Source organism: Metallosphaera cuprina Ar-4 (assembly GCF_000204925.1).
GTDB classification, from domain to species: domain Archaea; phylum Thermoproteota; class Thermoprotei_A; order Sulfolobales; family Sulfolobaceae; genus Metallosphaera; species Metallosphaera cuprina.
In genome coordinates this window covers 1,307,978-1,328,586 of record NC_015435.1, presented here as the reverse complement: position 1 = coordinate 1,328,586, position 20,609 = coordinate 1,307,978, and the positions used below count along the sequence as shown (strand labels likewise).

The following is a 20,609-nucleotide window of genomic DNA, read 5'->3' as shown; positions in this document are numbered from 1 at the left end:
CTTATGAGCGTCATTAGTTCTGATGCAAGGATAGCTGACTTACTGGGCTTATTATCGGTTCTCCAAAACGTCTTCGGAGGTAAGGCGGACCTATATCAAGTGGAGAAGGAGATGGAAGTCGACGTTGACGACTTGATGCCCATAGTTTACGCTGCTAACCATATGGGCTTCGCTACTGTAGGTGAGGGCGATATAATTATAACGGATAAGGGTTCAGAGTTTCTTAAATCTAACATTAAGAGAAGAAAGGAAATACTCAAGGATAGCTTAGTAAAGACTGAACCGTTTAAGACGGCGCTTGAGCTTAAGGAGTTTAGTTTAGAGAGCCTTATGGAGGCCTTAGAGAGGAAGGGTATCCAGGAATACAACAAACCTGAAGGAAAATATCAGCTTCAATTGATACTTTTGGAATGGGGTGTTTACTCGGGATTGATCTCAAGAGTTGATGAAGAAAAGTATAAAGTCAACTACGACAAATCGTAATTCACGCAATCCTTTTAATCAATAACAATTAGTTCATATTATGGTTGAAGAACATAAGGAAATCCAACATAAGACCCAGGAAGCGGACGTCTTCAGAACTAAGGTTTTCGGAATACAGGATGGCTTAATAGGAGTAGGTAGCATTGCCTTAGGGGCAGCAGGCTTCTCCCATGACTCTTTAATAGTGTTGATAACTGGACTTATTGCAACGATAGCTCAGGCTTTTTCTATGGGAGTAGGCGAATTCATCTCGACCAGAGTCAGGATGCAAGTTTTCAATAACGAGATAAGAAAGGAGAGCTATGAAATTGAGCATTATCCTGAGAAGGAAAAGGACGAATTAATAGCCTTTTACAGGGAGAAAGGTTTCAGTCACGAAGAGTCTAAGAGGATAGCGGAAATACTGATGGGAAATAAGAACGTTATATTAAACGAAATGTTAATTCATGAGCTAAAAATATTCCCTGAAGAATTTGAAAGACCTATCAGGCTAGGTTTAATTATGGCTCTCTACTTGATAATAGGAGGTCTTATTCCCTTGATTCCTTTCACTTTTGACGTTGTATTTAGGATAGGCTTCGATGTGTCACTAATATCTTCCGTTCTTCTCATACTCTTAACTCTCTCCATTTTTGGATATCTCTCCACTAACTACACTGGCTTACCCAAATATAGGGGAGCGTTAGAACAAATAGGGACCGGTTTGCTAGCTTTGATAGGAAGCTACCTAGCTGGTTACGCGTTATCTCTAGTTTTTGCTGTCCCTACTGGTCTGTTCTAAGAAGATCAGCTAGGTTTTTAGGGATCTTAGCAGGTCTGTTGTCCTTTGCGAAAAGTTCCCTCCTCTTGGCCTCAAGTTGTCTAACTTCAAGCCCTAGAATCTCTGCAGCAGTTGTTACCTTAACTCCGGCAGATCTGGCTACGTCATGAAGACTGGACAAAACTTTAAGGTAGTTGAGATCCCTCAAAACGTGATGATCTACAACCATCTTCTCAAGACCCAACTTGGCTATCTTCTCCATGTTTTTAACAGAGCTTTGAAGTTGATCCTCTGTAAGTGCCCTACCTAATAAATAGCTTAGAGGACCGTCTATTATAATGAAATTTGGATTGCTTGAGTATGTAAACTTTACGTGTTCATCACTAGGTAATCCCTCAACGTCTGATGTAAATAGCACTGAAGTATCGCCATCTTTCACATTCACTTGAATCACGTATCCTAATCTAACGTCAGCTCCATGAGGGACAGGGTGAGAGATGCTGATTTTAGTTCCACCAAACCTATACTCTCTACCATCAGCGTTGGAGATCTCCTTAGGTAAACCTTTTATCGATCTGAGAAACTTAGGGGCTCTTATCTTTCCTTGACTGACATTAATAAATGAGTTAGTGTCCTTAATCAACACAACCTTATCCTTATAGACGTCTTTAGGGATGACGTAACCAGGATCGTGATGATCATAATGATAGTGAGTTACTACTAAAACGTCAGCTATCTTGGCCCTCTCGATTATTTTCTTGGCAAGTTCCATTAACGTATCAACTTCCACCTGGTGAGGGGGTAAACCGTATCTCCTAGGAGCTAAAGATATCGCAGGGTCGATAACTATTCTAACATCCTTTGTCTCAACGTATGTTGCCTGAGACCTAACTCCTAGGCTTTCAAAAGCTATGGGTTCTATTATCATTGTTTTGGTAGGTAGTGACAATGATTTTTAACTTTTAGATATTAAATAAGTTAGAATCTGAGTTGGTTTCTCTGAAATATTTCAAGGGACTTCTTTTATCTACTCATTACGCTCCATCATTCAAGTGGAGTGAGGACTTTAAGGCTTATGTGGCCCCCGCATACAACTATGCAAGTGCTCTAGAATACTTCAGAAAAGGGGAGATAGAGGTAGACGATAACGTAATGGATCCGTTACCCTTTCCTATAGTGAAGGATAACATAAAGTTAAGGGAGTATCAAGAACGTGCACTGAGATTATGGCTTTCCAGGAAGAGGGGGGTTCTAGTCTTACCTACAGGAGCTGGGAAGACTGTTATAGGTATAAAGGCATTGTCAACGTTAAAGGTAGCCACCCTAATAGTAGTTCCTACAATAGAACTGTTACATCAATGGGCTGATAAGATCGAAGAGTTACTTGACGCCTCCCCTGGTATAATAGGGGGAGGAGAGGACAGGCTCTCAGGAATAACCGTCATAACTTACGATTCAGCCTACATTAAGGTGGAACAATTAGGAAATAAGTTTCCTTTTGTAATATTTGATGAAGTTCATCATCTTCCATCGATTGGTTACATCAACATAGCCGAGCTTATGGCTTCCCCCTTTAGGATGGGATTAACAGCTACTCCAGAAAGAGAGGACGGGAGACATGTATTACTGGAGGACAGAGTTGGCCCTGTCCTAGTTAGACTTCATCCTTCACAACTGAGCGGAAAGTACTTAGCAGAGTTTAAGACAAAGAGGCTCTACGTCGAGTTAACTCCTAAAGAGAAGGAGAAGTACGAGGAGCTGAGGGGAAAGTTCATATCTTACCTTAGAAAAAAAGGGTTTAGAATGAGCAGTCCCAGAGATTTTCAAAGACTCATATATTTAGCTGGAAGGGACAAAGACGCCCGTGATGCGCTTCTAGCGTGGCATGAATCAATGAAAATATCAATTAATTCAGAGAGCAAATTGGAGAAGCTTAAAGAGATCCTTAAGGAGTACTTGGGTCACAAGATAATCGTTTTCACTAGAGATGTAGACATGGCGTATAAGGTATCGAGGGAGTTTCTCATACCTGCAGTGACTTACCTCACTCCTAAAGATGAGAGAAAGGAGATACTTTCTAAGTTCAGAACCGGAGACTACAAAGTTATAGTTGCATCGAACGTTTTTGACGAAGGAGTTGATGTGCCTGACGCCAGTGTGGGGATAGTACTGGGCGGATACGGTACTTCAAGACAGATGATGCAGAGACTGGGTAGGATATTGAGAAAGAGTGAGGGGAAGGTGGCTACACTTGTAGAGATAGTTAGCAAAGGAACTTCTGATCACAACCTGAGCAGGAGGAGATCCAGTGCTACCAAGTGAACTGGTAAGGTTTAAGATACATGGAGATAGGATATACCCTCTCTTCATTGGGAAGAGGGAGTTAGACCTAATCAACGAGATGATTTCTATATACAAGCCCTATAAGACGTTCGGTGAGGTTGAAGAAGAAGTAAAGTTACTCGAAAGGGTCCACGGAAAGACAACGCACGGAGCTAAACTAGTGAGAGGGTTGCACAAAGTTATATCTAGGTACCTAACTCTATCTGAAGAGTCAACGATCGATTCGAAAAAGATAAGGGCGGAGCTCTTCAGTAAGGGACCTGCGCTATCGGAGGAGGAGAGGAAGAAGAGAATAGCGGAGGTAAGCGAGATGTTTAACGTGGACGCTGAGAAATTAATGTACGCTGATCTGGAGGAAAGCAAGATCATAAAGGAAGTAAAAGTTCCCAGTGCCATAGATATAGCAAAGGAGTATAACCTCTCTCTATTTCAATCAATTTTATTCAAATCGTATAAGGTAACGTTCTCAGGAGAATTGAATTGGAAGGAATTGTTGAGGACGATAAAAAGATTAGGGCTTATGTATATCGCCTATCCTAATCCCGTTAAGATTGACGTAATAGGGCCATACACGCTGGTAAAGCCTTCGGAGAAGTACGGAAGGAACCTAGCTCTCCTAATCCCATATGTGGTAAGTTCTCCCTCATGGCAAGCGGAAGCTGAAATTGTTCTGGGAAGGAAGAAGAGGAGAATCTACATGCTGAAGGTGGAAAACCTAGAATGGATAAGTAGTAATTCATCACATGAGAAGATATTCGATAGCTCAATAGAGGAGAGCTTCTATTGGGATTTTAGGAACGCTATAAAGGACTGGAAACTCGAGAGGGAACCAGGTCCTATCGTAGTTAACGGAAGAATCTTCCTCCCTGACTTTATCGCTCTAAAGGATCACCTTGAGGTTTTCATCGAAATTGTAGGATTCTGGACGGAGGATTACATAAGGGAAAAGGTTAAGAAATTGGAGGGAAGTTCGAAACTCATTATACCTATAGTGAATGAGGAGTTAGGGACTGGCAGGATAGAGGGGCTACAGTTAGTTACATACAAAAGAAAAGTAGATGTAACTAAGGTCTATAAACTGTTAAAACAAATTGAGGCGTCTAACGTTAGGAAGATAGATTATAAGCTATGGGGAGATCCTGTCATTTCTTTAAAAGAGATCGCATCGAAGTATGGTGTTTCAGAGGCTACGCTAAGGAAGGACTTAATGGAGTTCCCTGAATATGTACTTTTGAAAAATTACTATGTCAAGAGGGACTTGCTGGAACTTTTATCGAAAGAGGATTACTCTGGAAGAAAGCTTCAAGATGTCATTAAGGAGAAGGGAGAATTCATTGTAGACGTTTTAGAAAAATTAGGCTATAAGATAAAATGGATAAATATATCTGAAGCCGTGATCAGCAAATGAGAGTCCTGTTACTTGATCTTGACGGCACGTTAGCTAATACCGCATCCGTACACAAGGAGGCTTGGGAGATCTCGCTAAAGAGACTAGGTATAGAAGCGAAGGTTAATTTAGACCTTCTTATGGGGAGGAGAACTATTGACATCGCTAAAACCTTAGCGGGGGAGAGATATCAAGAGCTGTTTGAACTTAAAAACGCTATTTACGATGAGCTAGTATCTACTAAAGCGAGTCCTTTACCTTGTGCGAAGGAACTCGTAACTAGAGCCAAAAGTAAAGGTTATTCTACAGCCGTAGTTACTTCTTCATTAAGGAGATCTGCCTTGAGAAGTTTAGAGGCTGTAGGGATAAGCCCTGATTTACTAATAGCTGGAGATGAGGTCCCTATAGGAAAACCGGACCCATATCCTGTGTATTTAGCCTTGGATAAGCTCAAAGGAAAGCCTGAACAGAGCGCTGGAGTTGGAGATACGATATATGACTTCCAGGCCTTTAAGAGGGCCGGCATCAGAAACATTTTCATTATAAAAGGTCTGGATTCTAGCGTTTCAAGTCTAATTGAGGAGAGCGTTACCTTAGTTGATACTCCCTGTCAGGTTATCCAAGCGCTAAACCTTTAAACTAACGAAAGAGTTTTTAAATGCGTTATCGCGAGATACCCAATGGAGAAAGTAAAGTTAATAGGTATAGGACTTGCCTTGGTTGTACTTGTGATTGGAGCGTTATTGTATTTGGACTATCACGTATTCACGGGTAGTCTATCAACCCCTATGAGTAATTCATCAATATCTACACCAAATTTGCCAACTCAGGCGGAGATAAGCTCCATTCTTCCTAATTGGAAAATAGTTTCGCTCGGTGAGATAAACTCTTCACAAGTATTAAACGGGATCTATCCCGATGCTGATGCCCTGTATCAAGAGTACCTCCAGGAAGAAGGCAACAATCAATCTATCATTTCGATCTTAATACTCCACTTTCCAGGGCAACCTAACGCATCTCAACAGGTCCCTCATACCGTAATAGGCCATTACGTGATAATGGTAAACGGAACTGGAATTTCAAACAATGAGCAGTTAGCAATATTGAACTTAGCAAGAGAAGTTTTTGTAGGACATAACGGAACGTCTTTAACCTTGCCTAATTTCTTCTATCCTAGCACTTCCTCTTTACCACTTGTAGAATATGTTGTAGCTTACCTTAACACTAGTGAAGGGCAGTTTACACAGTACTCTGTGTATTACTTAAGTTCAGGTATTAGCAGTGGAGAGTCTGTAGGTGTCAACGTTGTAGAAGGAAACAATTCAACTCAACTCTATAACTATCTTTACTCCACTACCAAGATTAGTTCAAACCAAACTCAATCAGGTCCGGAATCCTTAGCAACAAATGGAACCTTCGATGGGGCTCGATACTTTAACATCTCTACCACTGGGCCTTATGGTTCAACATACTATTTCGTGGCTTTGAAGGGAAACTATGTAGTCCTTACGCAGTCCCAACCTTTGCCCGACTTCCAGTTATTTGAATACATTATTACGAAACTATAGATAGAGTTAAATTTACGAGCTGGAGGTACTTTAATTGATTTTAAGTTTTTTATGTTAAAAATCACTCTTCAAAAACTTAACGTTAATCACGTTACCTAAAGGCTGCGTAAGGTGATGAAAAGTGAAGAGTAACCGATGGGTGAAGTCTCCTAGTCCAACTGATGAGTGCAAAGGCGTTATAGAGAGAGCACTAAGTTTTATAAATAACTCATCACCTGAGGCAAGCTTCAAAAGAGCGATAAGAGGTCGACCCAACTTACCAGGATGCTATGAACTATACCTCAAAGTTTTATGGTCTTTGCCTAGAGTTATTAGAGTGTATCCTCATGTTAAACCGTTTTCTAGAGAGGCCGTTGAGCTAGCGCTTAATGCTAAACCAGATCCGTTCTCTCTTCCCAGATGGATTTTTGAAAGAATGTATCCTCTTCTTGGAGATAACGGGATGGCTGGATTATATTCGAGGAGAAGTTGGGTAAGAGTTAATACTCTAAAAGGAGATAGAGATGAAATAATAGAGTCCTTAAGAGTAAAAGGCTACTCCTTTTCATTGGATGAAGATTTCGATTTCCTTTTAAATTGGATCTCACCTAAACCCTCTTCAACTGACGAATTTAGGGAAGGACTTATCATACCTCAAGATAAGTCCAGCGCCATAGTGGTGAGCGTATTAAATCCCAAGCCTGGAGAAAACATTCTAGAGATAGGAGGTTCACCTGGAGGTAAAACCTCATTGATACAGCAAATCACTAATAATTCGTCTTATGTCGTTTCACTTGATATTTCGGAAAAGAGGGTAAATCTTCAGAGACGCCTCCTAAGGCTTTGGGGGGTAGAGAACGTTGACGTCATACTAGCGGACGGTTCCAATTTCAAGGTAAGAAAGGTAGATAAGATACTCATAGACGCGCCCTGCTCTAATAGCGGAACAATAAACGTGGATCCCTCAATTCCCTTTAGACTGACAAAAACTGAATTGAATAAACTTGTTAGGATCCAAAGGGAGATACTGAAGAATGCGTTTTCGTCTGGAGTAGAAATAGTTTACTCCACCTGTTCGCTTTTCCCGGAAGAGGGAGAGAAGCAAGTTGAGATCTACTCTAAATACCTTGAGAAAGTGACAAATGACCCTGCACACTTCGGATACAAAAGGAGTAAGGTGTGGATGAGGGTGATGAGAACCTACCCTAGTTTAGATCAAAGCGAGGGTTTCTTCATTTCAAAGATCAAACCCTAGTTCAAAACGCTCCAAATGACACTTTAGCAGCAATGTTTAAATATGAAACTTTCAGAGTAGGCCAAGCCCAAGACCTACAGCGGCTAAAATTATGAGCAGTATTATTGTTATTATGAAGGTCACTATCGCGATTCCCAATGCACTAAGCCAACCAACATCAAATATCTCTTTGAAAACCCATAAAACGGCTACGAACCCAATTAAGAGGCCTAAGAGGTGACTGAGTGGACTTATTAATCTCGCTAGTAGGAAAAAAATTAGAAGAGCTAAAAAGGTAGCCAACATTGCCTTGCCCAAGCTTGCGTGGGACGAGAATAGTTTGGCAGATAACCAGACTGGTACAGATACAATAACCCAAGTTATAATAAGTGAAAAAATAAAAATTAAAACTTCTATAATATGATCAACCATTTGAATCAAGAATTTTCGCTATATATAAATAAAAATTTATTCTGGATAGGCCTCTGCATACATCTCTTCGTCAAGGTCTTCTCTTATATTCTTCTTTATTTCTTCCAAATGCTGCAAAACATCGTTCAGTGAATTGTATTGAGTCGGAATGTACTTCAGCCTACCGTAACTCATCATATAAGACCCTGGACATAGGAATTGGTTCTTCACTACAATCGCCTCGGGTTCTAGTTCCAATATAGCATGCATGGTCATTTCCTTACTCATACCGTACCCAGGGTTCTCGTACTGTTCTACTTCTTTCTTCTCCTCGTCTATTATAGCTATTATCTCGGCTTCCTCCAAAGGTTTTAGAGTCTGTTCCTTATCATATGTTACGGCTATTCTCATTTGAGATCAACTTTCTTACACTCCATAGTTTATAAAATAGAGTATAAACCTAAGGATATACTCAAGCTCTTCTGAACGATATTCATTGATCCGATATATTATTACACTTTAATCGTAAAAACACTTAACAATAAACTCGTAAACTAGAAATCTAAAAAATAAAAACTGACTAGGGCCCTTTACTTCTTCCCTATCATAGATAATAGCTCTTTAGGGGCATCTTTCTCGCTTACTGCTCCCCTACCTGTCTTGCCATTGTCGTCGTAAGTGAACGATACCATCTTCCCTACTTTCCAAACCTTCTTCACTTTGCTTATATCCACTTCCAGATCTTGGCCCTTATATTTGAACTTTATTTTGGTTGCCATTGAATGTTAATACGCTATTGACGTTTATAAACCTTGCGATATTAAGTTAAGTACTACTAATGATAATACCTCAATATAGACTCCCATATTTAGGTATCAAATTTTAACGGATGAAGTAAGATATCAATTCTTATCTAATAATAAATCCTTTCAGATTTACTTAGTAATGCTAGTAATTCAAGAAAGAGCACAAACTCGTCGGACTGAAGATTAGTATATAGAATAAAATCAAACTTCACGATAATTGGATCTTGATAGCTTCTAAATGCGGAGAGATACGGTTAGCTTTTTAGTCAATAGTTCACGTCTCAATTTATGAAAATAAATCTGTACGATATTTTTGTAGAGTTTGACTTTAAGGAGTTAGCCTATAAAGGAGTGGAAACTATTGATCTAGAGACGGAAAGAGATTTGGAGCTAGATTCATCCGGACTTACGATATCAAAGGTTGAAAGTAATGGTTTAGATCTTGACTTCGAGGTACACGATGACAAAGTTAAAATAAGGACAGGAAAGTTAAAAGGAAAGTTAACAGTTCATTTTTCTGGGAAAGTTAGAGATTCTTTAGTGGGGATTTACCGAGCTCCCTATGATGGAACTCACATGATTTCTACCCAATTTGAGTCAAGTCACGCTAGAGAGTTCATCCCCTGCGTCGATCATCCTGCATTCAAGGCAAAATTTAAGCTTAAGATAGGCGTGAATAAGGGTCTTCAAGTCATCTCTAACATGCCTGTAATGAACGTAAAGGATAGCGATGGGAAGGTAATATATGAATTCCAAGAAACGCCACCCATGTCAACGTATCTACTCTATGTAGGAATAGGAAAGTTTGAGGAATTTAAAATAGAAAATAAACCGGAGATAATAGTGGCGACCGTACCCGGTAAAATATCTAAGGCTAAACTTCCGGGGGAACTAGCTAGAGATTTCATTAAAACATATGAAGAGTACTTTGGAATCAAATATCAACTGCCCAAGGTACACTTAATTGCAGTCCCGGAGTTCGCCTTTGGAGCTATGGAGAACTGGGGTGCTATAACGTTTAGGGAAACGGCTTTGTTAGCTGACGAAAGGTCTGGATTTTCGAACGTCAGGAGGGTTGCTGAAGTTGTGGCTCACGAGCTTGCTCACCAATGGTTTGGAGATCTAGTTACAATGAAATGGTGGAATGATCTATGGCTTAACGAAAGTTTCGCCACATTCATGAGCTACAAAATCATTGATATGTTAAGACCGAATTGGCATATGTGGGGGGAGTTTCTATTAGATGAGACAGCTGGTGCGCTTCTCAAAGACTCTATACCAACCACTCATCCCATAGAGGCTACTGTAAACACTCCTCAGGAAGTGGAACAAATATTTGACGACATTAGTTACGGTAAGGGAGCTTCAATCCTCAGGATGATTGAGTCTTACATTGGTAAGGATGAGTTTAAGAAGGGAATTTCGAGTTACCTTAAAAGATATAGCTATAGTAACGCTGAAGGGAGGGATCTATGGGCCAGTCTTGAGGAGACCTCAGGAAAACCTGTTTCAAAGATCATGCCTGCATGGATCTTAAACGAAGGCTATCCCGTTGTGAAGGTTGAAGTTAATGATGATACCATAAAATTGACACAGGAGAGGTTTGGTCTACTTCCCGTTCCCGATAAGACGTACCCTATTCCTATTACTATAGAAGTTAATGGAAAGAGAAAGGACGTAATGATGGAAGACAAACACTTGGAGATAAAAGTTGGAGAAAAGGTAGACAGTATAAAGGTGAACTTAGATAAGGCGGGGTTTTACAGAGTATTATACAACGAACTGGCTCCAGTTTTAGCCACCAAATTGACAGCTGAGGAACAGTGGGGACTAATCAACGATTACTTCGCGTTTTTATTGGCTGGTAAGATTAGTAAAGAAGAATACATATCGCTTGTGAAAAAGTTGATCAATGCTGAAAGTCATTTACCCGTGTTAGAGTTAGCCGATCAATTATCTTTCCTTTATGCAATTAACGCAGAAAAATATGGAAACATTGCGATCGAATTTCACAGCACACAAGTAAACAAGTGGAAGGGAAGAGAAGACGAAATAGGTAGAAGGACGTTCTCTATCCTTGCTATCAACCTATCTAAAATGGATCCTGAATTCGCAAGCTCGCTTTCAGAGCAATTTAGAAATTATGAACTGCTGGATGGAGATCTAAAGAGCGCGGTAGCTGTGGCTTACGCTGTATCAAAGGGCTCAAAAGCTCTGGACGAATTACTACATAACTATAGGAGTTCAAAATTTGATGAGGAAAAGGTGAGAATACTTAACGCTATATTATCCATGAAGTCGCCATATACAGTAGTAAACGTATTGAGTATGGTCTTCACTGGAGAGATGAAGAAACAGGATATAATTAGGTCAATTCAATATTCATTATTTTACCCTTCTGTAAGGGAGGCGGTTTGGGAATGGATTAAACTGCACGCGAAGAAAGTTGCTGAGATTTACGGAGGGACAGGTATCTTTGGGAGAGTTATGGCGGATGTCATACCATTACTAGGAGTTGGAAGAGAGGAGGAAATTGAAAGGTTCTTCAAGGAAAACCAGATAAAGGGGGCCGAGAAGGGCATACAACAGGGATTGGAGATACTTAAGGCCGTTTCAAGGATCGCGTAGACGATATAAAGTTCGTTATTTTTATTGCATCCTCACTGCTCAGTTCTGTTATAACGTGATAACCTCTCTCACTCTCAGTCTCAAGAGGTGTAGAAGTAATTATTGCACTTGAATCTGAGATAACTACGCTAAAACTTACGTCGAAATCCACCTCTATTACGTGCATCTTTTTAGCTAAACTCTCCCTAATCCCTTTATACTCCTCACTCATCCTTTTCCTATTTTCTACTTTTACCGTTATCTCCTCTTTACAGTCTCTTCTTCTCTTGTAGGAAAAGTAGAACACATATGAGAACACGGCAAGTCCAACTACTATACTTCCTATGATCTCAAGCTGACCAAGCCTACGTAAAAAGAGGACTATCCATATGGCTCCTACCAAAACAAGAACTATCCAGGGTAACCTGGAGTATAACTCTATGCTCTCTGACAACTTTTTAATTTCTTTAGATATCTTTTCCTCCTCCTCCCTCATATATCCTTTAGCTCTGTTCTCAAGCCATCTACCCCAGTTTAGATCCGAAGTTATTAAAGTAACGTCGATTCCACTAGCGGCCTTTCTTAGTAAGTCCTGGGCTAACAGTTCGCTTAGTTTACCTGTCAGGACAACTATCCTCTCAACTGAAGAGTTTATCATCTTTCCTACTCTTTCAAGCAATTCTTGGGTACTTAACAGCTCCAAGAGATTACACCTAGAGGATAACTATACCAGGCATTAACGGTAAGGTACTGTTCTTCTTCCCCTTAATATCAGGCGCGGATGAGTCGTCTGATCTGTAAACTTGGATCTCGTCAACATCAAGTTTCCTCATTAGGAAATTGAGGTTATCTATTATGGTCTTAAACTCATCAATGGAATAAACAGTAATAAAGTCTCTTAACGTGGATGGCAAGGTTTGTATCTTCTCAAGCAAAGTCTTAAGATTCTCCTCCCTTAGCCCGATGGCGGAACTTAGCTCACGAAGGTTATTTCTATCCTTTAATCCTCTTAATACAGCCCTCAGCAATCCAAGCTCGTCTGAATTCGAGACGTATATTATAAGCTTCTCAGGCTGCTTATTTGTAAGAGAGGCTAGTGCTTTAACCTGCTCTATTAAATACCTTATGTACTCCAATTGAACTAAAGCCTGACCGTCTACCTGTAACTCTTCAGGAGATGGATATCTTTGTAGCGAGACTAAATCTTCGTTAAACATGCTCCATATTTCCTCGGCTATATGAGGTGCCCCAGGAGAGATCAGTCTGCTCCATATGTTAAGAACTGTCTTCAGGGTGTACTTGTTAGGGAAATTTACCATGCTTATGTAATCTCTAACTATATCATAGAACTCATATAAGATAACGTTGAAGGCCTTTCTAAAGTCTAACGAGTTCATTAGGTCATTGACTTCTCTAACCTTATAATGAATAAGGGAAAGCAACCATTTTTCTGGCAGGCCGTTTTCACCTGAGCTCTTTAGTTTAGACACATTTACGGCTAGATCATACATTCTCCTAAGTTGGTCAGTAATGGCTTTAATCGAGCTCGTGTCAAAGTCGGTATCCTCTGAGAGTTCGGAGGAAACAGTTAAGGCCAACCTAACGGGATCTACGCCGTACTCCTCTATCGCTTTGTACAAAGGATAAATGTTCCTAAAACTCTTACTCATCTTCTTCCCTCCAACCCTCACGAAACCGTTAACTACTATCCTTCTTGGAACAAGGTTTTCGCCAAATATAGCTAAGTGATTGTAAATCATGTATGGTAAGTGATTTTGAACTAAGTCCCTTCCGCTATGCCTAGAATCTAGAGGATACCAATAGGAGAACTCCTCTCTCAAAGCCTTAAGTTCGTCCTCAGGTATACCAATAGACTTGGATAAGTCAATCGGGTTTCCGTTACCTAGCATCACGTAATTCCAAAACTCCTCGTTTAGTTTCTCAGGATCGTAATTCAGTTTATGGGAAATGGTATAGAAGGCCATGTAGATCGTGGAATCGCTCAAACTGTCAATTATCTGCGACTCGTCCCAAGGAAGTTTAACTCCGAGGCCTCTAGTTCTAGAGCAAGCCCTCTTCTTTAAAGAAAAGATGGCCCTAGCTAGATCTCTCTTAGAGCTCTCTGGCACTACATCTATCTGGTCTAAAGCCTTCAAAGTCCACGACTTCCAGAACGGGTTATCGTAATCGATATACCATTGATCTCTTATTACCTTAACTACTATCTCGGTTCCACATCTGCAATAAATAGGCCCGTTAAGTACCTCATATATTGTATCGTGTTTACCCAGGCTTCTCAAGAGCTCAACTACAGCTTTTCTAGCCTCTGGAACCCTTTTCCCCACAACCCTCTCCTTTATTAAGGGTCTCATGTAGTCTGGAACCAAATCTACTACGTCATCTCTAACGACGCCTTTATAGTACTCCTCCCTATAAAGTGAATCAATATAATCTTTCAATTCTGCAGGGTTCTTGGTTCCTGATAGGGTTAGTACTTCGGGCCCAGGGAAGTCACCATATCCCTCTGTAGATATTACTGGAATAACTTCAACTTCGTCCAAGACCTCAGATAAAGCTAGATAGTGCAAAGGCTCGTGGGCTGGGACACCCATAACGGAGCCCGTTCCCGTTTTTGGATCCACGTACTTACTTGGGTATACCTTCACGTCTTTCCCAGTAATGGGATTCTTAACTGTTACGCCAAGTAACTCTTTCCCTTCTATTTCCCTTTCAGGAACTAACTCACGTTGATAAGAGAGCTTTTGGAAGGATTCCTTAGACAAAACCCAATGAGAGCCCCTAACTATTACGTATTTAGATTCAGGATTTATCAAAATTGAGTTGGATCCAAAAACGGTCTCTGGTCTTGAGGTCGCTACGGGGAAGACCAGGTCCTTTCCCTCAAACTCTATTAAGTCAATCTCCTGAATTTCAGGCTCGACGTCACCTTTTGTGTCATGCATACCAACGGGGAAGTTATCATTAGGACAGAACCCAACTGCGTCCGTTGAAGTGACTACGAACCCTTTGTCTCTTAATCTTTTGAATTGCCACCTTATAAACTGCTCAAACCTAGGGTCGACGGTTGTAAATTCCCTTCTCCAATCAACGCTAAGCCCCAGAGCTCTGGCCATCCTCTCCATATCCTCCTTAAAGTATTGTGCCAACTTGAGAGGATCTTGAAACTCCTTTATTTTCTCCTCATCAATCTTATATAAAGTGAAGAAGTCGTTTATTATATCCTTATCTCCCCTCTTTATAGCCTCTGAGATGGAAAGGATAGGGGTACCTGTGAACTGGAAGGCGAAAGGGAAGAGAACGTTCTTACCTATCATGCGTTGATATCTAGCCACGATATCTGCAGTTACGTACGTTCTACCGTGGCCAATATGTAGAGGACTGTTAGTATAAGGGAAAGCTACAGTTATAAAGTACTTATCCTTACTTGAAGGGTTAGCGTCAAATACTTTCCTTTTTTCCCATATATCCTGCCATTTTTTTGCGATCTCGTTGAAGAATGCTGAAGAGTCCATAAAGATTATAGGATAAACGTCCTTTATTACTTTGCGGGTCTCCCCTTACGGGTTATGGAATTACCTCTGTGGAGTCTTTGGTTGGATCGTAATATATGTCACTTTTTGATATTTTTCCTGATTCTATAAGATGATCTACAGTAGGTATAATAGATAATACGTTCCTTAAATACTCCTTATTTATCTCGTCTACCACCTTAAAGCCTTCGTCTCCCCAATACTTTTCTTGCGAGGCGTAAAGACATCTCCCTCCACAAACTCTGTTGAACTCACATCCCCTACATTCCTGCGGGAGGGGATCTTCGATAAGTCTGAAGCCAGAGTCTACCCTACCTAGTTCTGCCCACTTCTCTCTAACTGCTATTGGACATGACAACACTCTTCCGTCCGTAGTAACTGAAACTGAGTTGTATCCTGCACCGCATGGTGATCCTCTATACCCTCCGAAATAATGGGCACTGATCACTCCCAAAATTGGTATTATTTTTATTATTTTCCCTTGAGTGAGGCCCTCCTCAAACAGTCTTACGAGTGACTTTATCCCTGGTAGATAACTCTTTTCAGCCCACTGCTTAACGTTCCATCTTTCGCTCCATATCACGTTTAATTGCCAATGTATTTTATCAAAAGCTCCTGTATTTAGTAGATATGTAACCTCACTGAATATGTCAGAATCCTCAGTCACGGTCATCCTAGCTATCGTCTCTACGCCTAACGACTTCAGGTAACTGGCGTTCTTCACTACTCTATCGTGTATTCCCCTCCCTCTATGCTTATCTGTAACTTCCTTTCTCCCATCGATTGATAGGAGCGCAACGTCCATCCTTCGCCAATATCTCTCAGGGAGAAGCTTTATCATTGTACCGTTTGTCTGGATCCCATACCTATTAGCTGGGATGTCGTCCATAAACCTTTCTATGAAAAGGGGATTTGATAGAGGCTCGCCCCCATAAAATATGACTGTGGGATCGCGATCTCTTGAGATCAGTCCTTTCAGCTTTTCGATATCATATTTCACTTCCCAAGGCACTGTAGTCCTATCGAACGAACCACCACAGTAATCACAGGTGAGATTACACTTACCAGATGTAAATATGAGCCATAACATGGTCTTGGTTTTAGAACGACTAGCTTATAAGAGGATTTATTTATAAATTTAGAAAATTGAGTGAGCCTGAATGTGCATTAAGCCCTGAGATAGAGCGTTAACAGTAAGAACCTGTAACTCTAGATGAGGGCTTGAGCTGATTTCTTTAGTCTTTATTTTGAAGATCATAGTGAAACAACTTCTGAACGCTCGAGGTGAAGCCAAAAGCTTCGAGAGGCAACGTTTTAATAACAATAGGAAAAGAGGGCATAAATTCATTATTAGCTTAATCTTACCTTTGCGTTAATACTTAACTATTTAACTAATAAAAAAGTAATCGATATATGCACGAAGTTAAAATCGTGTATTGCAGGCCATGCGGATACTTAGACAGGGCCTTAGAGGCCGCTAGAGAGATACTATCATATTTTGACGACGTAAAAGTAGAACTCGAGCAAGGTAAGAACGGAATATTCGACGTCTACGTAGACGGTGAATTGAAACTATCACGTTATCAATTGAAAAGGTTTCCAGAAATAGAGGAGATGTTGAAAGAAATTAGTTCTAAAAAACAGGTATCTTAATTTCAACTCAAGTTGCCTTTTTTCCTACCTAGGAAAGTCCTAATTTTTGGAATCTCAGACTTCATTGCCCTAGAAATGCTTACAAAATAACTTGGGAATTTATTCAAACCGCTTGTATTTAGCTCCGGAGCGTTCAACTGGAGTGCTACTGTACTTATGGTCTCACCTATTGACAAACCCTCAAGATTAGCTGTCCTGCCCTTAAGAAGAGTCAGCACTAGATTTCCCAGCCAGACTAATGTAGCAGCGTCGGCTATGAAGGCGCCTACTGCCGATATTATTTCTGAGGACACGTATACGGGAGTGTTGGGAAATATCTCCGCTCTTCTAGTTAATCCTGCCAAACCCAAATTGTCAAATCCATATACTATCATCGCTGTTCCTATCATGTATCCAACCATGTGCAACCATCCTAACTTAGTTGAATACCACATCCTACCAGTAAGCATTGGCACCATATAATAGAGTGTAGCGAAACCTGCAGGAACAATGGAGAAGAATATCATTGCGTGGAAATGCCCGGGAACCCACATCGTGTTGTGTATAATGGAGTTGAAGGAAATATCCGCGTTAGAGATCCCTGTTACTCCTGCAGCTATAGCTCCCGCGAAGCTTATTGAAATCCACAAAGAGATGAGGTTAACCTTAACTGATGCCCCTTTAACTGTTGCCCACAAGTTGAAGAAAGTTAGCATAGATGGGACTACTACGGCGTAAGTAAGCACCTCTTGCATAACCTTTACTGATACAGGGAAGTTAACCATGTAAAGGTGGTGAATGGGGACGTTATTAGAGAAAATCAGATACATTAGCGCAGCTATCCTTGCCATCTTATCGCTGTAAAGCGGTTTGTTAGCCAACAACGGGATGAGGTAATACATGGAGGCAATTGCAGGCATCCAGACTATGTACACTATCGAGTGTCCAAGTATCCAAAAAGCGATTTGATTAGCTATTACGTTCATTCCAGTGACACCAGCTATAGCCAATAGGTCCCATGTGTTAGCGGCCGCCTCACCGCTCCAACCTATAGCTATCATTAACGACGTCATTAGTGCAAACACTGCAAAAATAGGCAACTTCTCCTTAGTCGACCTAGAGGCTAAATAGAAATGATAGATTAACCATATTACGAACATGTAAGTGCCAATGTCTAGTAGCTCCATACCAACGTACCACAAAGGACTCAACACGTACTGAGAGTAGTTGGGCAACCCTAGAGGCGCGAGATAATACCAGGAGCCGGCAGAGAAGTAGTTGTCGTTAAACGTAGGGTAAAGTACTATAGGCCCTTCTAACAACATGAAGGAGATGTTAAAGATGATAAAAGCTAAGTTCATAAACCATTTTAACCTTGGTTGAATTTTCAACATTCTAAGCGAGATAAAAGCGAATATAGCTATTTCAAGCTGGACTGCGAATCCAAAAAGGTCCCTAACTCCATGAAGAGTTATAGAACCGTAATACTCCTGAGAAGTCAATATAAAATTACTGGAAGTGGCCCAGACTGCCTCTTGTATCCTAGCCATTAGGGCGTCTATGATACCAAGAATGCCCCAAATAAGGCTTAACACAATCATAGCCATAGTTATCCTAGATAACCAGTCCTTATCTAGTTGGAAGACCTGTTTAACGAAGTTTACCAACCCACTTATAGGAGTACTCATATCACTCTTTAACAGTGCTTTGGTGATATATACGTTTGTTTTATAAAAGTTAAAATTAGTCCATAAACTATAGCCAGAAATAATTGAAGTTAACTAAAAGTACTATGATTATTAAATAAATAATTTATTTTAGTTTTCCTTTTAACCATGACCTTACGTCGTAGAACGTGATGTTGCCGTAAGGACAGGCCTCCGCACAGTCTCCAATTCCTACGCATCTCATTGACTTGAACTCTCCTCTCTTAATGAAGTTTCCAGGTAGGTCTGTATTACCCACCGGACAGGCATTTACACACTCCTTGCTTTCGCATTTCACACAAACACTAGGATCTCTCACCTTTAACTTAAAAAGTCCTAATCCGCCGAAGAGCTGATTGAAACTCCCCCAAGAGCACCAACCCTGAGTGACGCAAGCGTAGGAGCCCATAAACGGTATCGAGATGAACACTACGTACCAAAGGAAGTTGAAGTAAAATGCGTAGAGAAAGGTAGTTGGGTCGTTCCCGAATATTTGAACATTTAATATTCCATCTTGATCTAAGAAAGACAACACCGCAAACGTTAGCAGAGAGATCCAGACGGACAAAGCTATAACCTTATACCAAGGTCTTATCTTGCTCGTAAGAGTCTTTCTACCCAACTTGGAGTTCCTGTTAAATGTCTTTAGGGAGTCATAAAAGGTGCCCTGATACATCATTGGAGCTGTACATGTGACAGAGCATATCTGCCTTGATCCGAAAAGGAAGGAGAGTATTGCGCTTACAACGTAAGTTCCTATTATACCAGTGATAAGATATTGCGATGATACTGGGCCTAACGTTCCTAATCCCATGCTCCACATGTATGGCACGTATGGCAATTTAGGAGCCAAAGGGGAGAAAGATGGCAGATATATGGTGTAAATTGCGTAGGCGGATATCATGAGTAACATCCTTATCTTGTTCTCCTTAAGCTTCAGCTGACCTATCCTGAAGACCGCTAACATACCCATTTCAGTTCCCATCATGAGCAAGAACCAAGTCGATCCTGTAACCGATCCGAATATCGAGAGGAAATCAAATAGAGCTCCTAGTCCGTATGCGGAGGCAGGATTAACGAAACCTAAGGGTAGAGATGAGAGAAATCCTTGTAGTCCAGGAGAGAAAGTCCCAGTCACGAAATCTAAGACCCCTCCCATGAACCACTCCATGATAAAGGTTACAAGAATGAACGTGAAAGTCCACTTACCATCTCTTAGATAGTTTCCCTTAATTTTGCTGGGCCCCTCGATCGCCCTGTAAATGAACCACGTCATACCAGCTAACATTGAGAAGTCAAATAAGTACCAACTACCAGTTACATAATAGAAGAAGACTCCTCCCATCATGAGCGTGAACACCAACATTAACTCCAGGGAGGTCATCGTATCTTGCGTTTTCTTCAATCTGTCTCTATATAGGGACTCATAGATCAATATTGTAGCTACTATCATTAGACTTGCGTTAAGCCAAATAGTGGTGGTTACGAATGCCTCATCGTCTGCTAAGATAACGGGAGAGATACCCATTACTGGTAGAGATACTAGTAAGAAGTTTCTCAGGTTCTTATCCAACCCTTTAAAGATGGAGTAGATAAGTGTGAAGGTCATCTCTGAGATCATTACGCCAAAATACCAATAATTCTGAACGCCTAAAAGTGGGTTTCCTAGCTGCTTTGATAAAATCGAGTAAAACGTTTCCCCCATCAAAGCCTCAGAAATGGCCATAGTAACTGAGAAAATGAGGACGGTGTACCATTTCCTCACGTTTATTTTCTTATTCATTTTGAATAGAATTGGAATTAATCCAAATATCATGTAGGCTGAGTTGAGCGAAAGAGCAATAGCCTCTGTAGTTGGATTAGGGGTAGAGAAAAAGATGGATAGAGATGCGAACATAACTACCATACTTCCGCTTAAGTAGAGAACTAGTAGGAATCCTATACCGTCTGTTCCTTTCTTAACTAAATAAATGAGATAAATGGAAAAAGCCGACATCAACGCTGCTATCGTTAGGAACACAAAGAGGTAATCCATAACTTTTATCATGTAAAAGGTTATTTAAACTTCTCACTAAAATTGGGATCAATTTTTAAATAACGTTTTGGATATCAGAGTAATAACGGATTTACGATAAATTAATT

At 40.6% G+C, this 20,609-nt stretch carries 18 protein-coding genes; 9 read left to right on the top strand and 9 right to left on the bottom strand.

Going from position 1 to position 20,609, the window contains the following annotated elements; all coding sequences use genetic code 11:
* The first annotated feature begins 3 nt into the window (after positions 1–3).
* Entirely contained in the window at positions 4–483 is a 480-nt protein-coding gene (locus MCUP_RS06870) for an AAA-associated domain-containing protein (RefSeq protein WP_013738065.1), read from the top strand.
* A gap of 40 nt (positions 484–523) precedes the next feature.
* Positions 524–1,264 (top strand): VIT1/CCC1 transporter family protein, encoded by a 741-nt coding sequence (locus MCUP_RS06865; protein ID WP_013738064.1) that lies wholly within the window; start codon positions 524–526, stop codon positions 1,262–1,264.
* Here MCUP_RS06865 and MCUP_RS06860 read toward each other — a convergent pair.
* A complete protein-coding gene (locus MCUP_RS06860) occupies positions 1,248–2,171 on the bottom strand; it encodes a hypothetical protein (RefSeq protein WP_013738063.1) in 924 nt (307 codons plus the stop codon). The two genes, MCUP_RS06865 and MCUP_RS06860, sit on opposite strands and share 17 nt — an antisense overlap.
* A gap of 62 nt (positions 2,172–2,233) precedes the next feature.
* Between MCUP_RS06860 and MCUP_RS06855 the strand changes: the two genes are divergently transcribed.
* The 5 genes from MCUP_RS06855 to MCUP_RS06835 all read left to right on the top strand — a co-directional run bounded on the left by MCUP_RS06855 (position 2,234) and on the right by MCUP_RS06835 (position 7,775).
* The gene (locus MCUP_RS06855; protein ID WP_013738062.1) at positions 2,234–3,565 is read left to right on the top strand and encodes a DEAD/DEAH box helicase family protein; all 1,332 of its coding nucleotides are present in this window, start codon (positions 2,234–2,236) and stop codon (positions 3,563–3,565) included.
* Complete coding sequence (gene bax1, locus MCUP_RS06850) at positions 3,552–4,994, top strand: endonuclease Bax1 (protein WP_013738061.1); 1,443 nt, start codon at positions 3,552–3,554, stop codon at positions 4,992–4,994. Before MCUP_RS06855 ends, bax1 begins: the two co-directional genes overlap by 14 nt.
* Positions 4,991–5,611, top strand: a complete 621-nt coding sequence (locus tag MCUP_RS06845) for an HAD family hydrolase (protein WP_013738060.1) — start codon at positions 4,991–4,993, stop codon at positions 5,609–5,611. Before bax1 ends, MCUP_RS06845 begins: the two co-directional genes overlap by 4 nt.
* A 42-nt stretch (positions 5,612–5,653) precedes the next feature.
* Positions 5,654–6,541, top strand: coding sequence for a hypothetical protein (locus MCUP_RS06840; protein WP_013738059.1), 888 nt, complete (start codon positions 5,654–5,656; stop codon positions 6,539–6,541).
* A 121-nt stretch (positions 6,542–6,662) separates the two neighbouring features.
* Positions 6,663–7,775 carry an RsmB/NOP family class I SAM-dependent RNA methyltransferase gene (locus MCUP_RS06835; protein WP_237697977.1) on the top strand — a complete coding sequence of 371 codons (1,113 nt, stop codon included), beginning with the start codon at positions 6,663–6,665 and terminating at the stop codon, positions 7,773–7,775.
* 51 nt (positions 7,776–7,826) lie between these two features.
* Here MCUP_RS06835 and MCUP_RS06830 read toward each other — a convergent pair whose 3' ends face one another.
* The 3 genes from MCUP_RS06830 to mcu7 all read right to left on the bottom strand — a co-directional run bounded on the left by MCUP_RS06830 (position 7,827) and on the right by mcu7 (position 8,944).
* Positions 7,827–8,186: a hypothetical protein gene (locus MCUP_RS06830; protein ID WP_048057565.1), complete on the bottom strand. Its 360-nt coding sequence runs from the start codon at positions 8,184–8,186 to the stop codon at positions 7,827–7,829.
* 36 nt (positions 8,187–8,222) lie between these two features.
* Positions 8,223–8,576 (bottom strand): hypothetical protein, encoded by a 354-nt coding sequence (locus MCUP_RS06825; protein ID WP_013738055.1) that lies wholly within the window; start codon positions 8,574–8,576, stop codon positions 8,223–8,225.
* Positions 8,577–8,755: 179 nt separating this feature from the next.
* Entirely contained in the window at positions 8,756–8,944 is a 189-nt protein-coding gene (gene mcu7 / locus MCUP_RS06820; RefSeq protein ID WP_013738054.1) for a DNA-binding protein Mcu7, read from the bottom strand.
* 315 nt (positions 8,945–9,259) lie between these two features.
* Between mcu7 and MCUP_RS06815 the strand changes: the two genes are divergently transcribed.
* Entirely contained in the window at positions 9,260–11,599 is a 2,340-nt protein-coding gene (locus MCUP_RS06815) for a M1 family metallopeptidase (RefSeq protein WP_013738053.1), read from the top strand.
* Here MCUP_RS06815 and MCUP_RS06810 read toward each other — a convergent pair.
* The 3 genes from MCUP_RS06810 to MCUP_RS06800 are packed head-to-tail and all read right to left on the bottom strand — an operon-like array spanning position 11,574 to position 16,219.
* Positions 11,574–12,281, bottom strand: a complete 708-nt coding sequence (locus MCUP_RS06810) for a hypothetical protein (RefSeq protein ID WP_013738052.1) — start codon at positions 12,279–12,281, stop codon at positions 11,574–11,576. The genes MCUP_RS06815 and MCUP_RS06810 overlap by 26 nt on opposite strands.
* 10 nt (positions 12,282–12,291) lie before the next feature.
* On the bottom strand, positions 12,292–15,111 hold the full coding sequence (gene leuS / locus MCUP_RS06805) for a leucine--tRNA ligase (RefSeq protein ID WP_013738051.1): 2,820 nt from the start codon (positions 15,109–15,111) through the stop codon (positions 12,292–12,294).
* A gap of 52 nt (positions 15,112–15,163) precedes the next feature.
* Entirely contained in the window at positions 15,164–16,219 is a 1,056-nt protein-coding gene (locus tag MCUP_RS06800) for a radical SAM/SPASM domain-containing protein (RefSeq protein WP_048057564.1), read from the bottom strand.
* A gap of 323 nt (positions 16,220–16,542) precedes the next feature.
* On the opposite strand from MCUP_RS06800, the gene MCUP_RS06795 reads away from it, so the two are divergent.
* Positions 16,543–16,782: an Rdx family protein gene (locus tag MCUP_RS06795; protein ID WP_048057563.1), complete on the top strand. Its 240-nt coding sequence runs from the start codon at positions 16,543–16,545 to the stop codon at positions 16,780–16,782.
* A gap of 2 nt (positions 16,783–16,784) precedes the next feature.
* On the opposite strand, the gene MCUP_RS06790 is transcribed toward MCUP_RS06795, so the two are convergent.
* Together MCUP_RS06790 and MCUP_RS06785 are read right to left on the bottom strand one after the other, a co-directional pair.
* A complete protein-coding gene (locus MCUP_RS06790) occupies positions 16,785–18,449 on the bottom strand; it encodes a cbb3-type cytochrome c oxidase subunit I (RefSeq protein WP_013738047.1) in 1,665 nt (554 codons plus the stop codon).
* 124 nt (positions 18,450–18,573) lie between these two features.
* Complete coding sequence (locus MCUP_RS06785) at positions 18,574–20,502, bottom strand: 4Fe-4S binding protein (protein WP_048057762.1); 1,929 nt, start codon at positions 20,500–20,502, stop codon at positions 18,574–18,576.
* Positions 20,503–20,609: the final 107 nt, after the last annotated feature.

Coding starts and splice junctions, on each gene's coding strand:
- mcu7 (WP_013738054.1), bottom strand. CDS start 8,944: ATGGCAACCAAAATAAAGTTCAAATATAAGGGCCAAGATCTGGAAGTG.
- MCUP_RS06815 (WP_013738053.1), top strand. CDS start 9,260: ATGAAAATAAATCTGTACGATATTTTTGTAGAGTTTGACTTTAAGGAG.
- MCUP_RS06790 (WP_013738047.1), bottom strand. CDS start 18,449: ATGAGTACTCCTATAAGTGGGTTGGTAAACTTCGTTAAACAGGTCTTC.
- MCUP_RS06830 (WP_048057565.1), bottom strand. CDS start 8,186: ATGGTTGATCATATTATAGAAGTTTTAATTTTTATTTTTTCACTTATT.
- MCUP_RS06865 (WP_013738064.1), top strand. CDS start 524: ATGGTTGAAGAACATAAGGAAATCCAACATAAGACCCAGGAAGCGGAC.
- MCUP_RS06840 (WP_013738059.1), top strand. CDS start 5,654: ATGGAGAAAGTAAAGTTAATAGGTATAGGACTTGCCTTGGTTGTACTT.
- leuS (WP_013738051.1), bottom strand. CDS start 15,111: ATGGACTCTTCAGCATTCTTCAACGAGATCGCAAAAAAATGGCAGGAT.
- MCUP_RS06845 (WP_013738060.1), top strand. CDS start 4,991: ATGAGAGTCCTGTTACTTGATCTTGACGGCACGTTAGCTAATACCGCA.
- MCUP_RS06785 (WP_048057762.1), bottom strand. CDS start 20,502: ATGGATTACCTCTTTGTGTTCCTAACGATAGCAGCGTTGATGTCGGCT.
- MCUP_RS06870 (WP_013738065.1), top strand. CDS start 4: ATGAGCGTCATTAGTTCTGATGCAAGGATAGCTGACTTACTGGGCTTA.
- MCUP_RS06795 (WP_048057563.1), top strand. CDS start 16,543: ATGCACGAAGTTAAAATCGTGTATTGCAGGCCATGCGGATACTTAGAC.
- MCUP_RS06800 (WP_048057564.1), bottom strand. CDS start 16,219: ATGTTATGGCTCATATTTACATCTGGTAAGTGTAATCTCACCTGTGAT.
- MCUP_RS06860 (WP_013738063.1), bottom strand. CDS start 2,171: ATGATAATAGAACCCATAGCTTTTGAAAGCCTAGGAGTTAGGTCTCAG.
- MCUP_RS06825 (WP_013738055.1), bottom strand. CDS start 8,576: ATGAGAATAGCCGTAACATATGATAAGGAACAGACTCTAAAACCTTTG.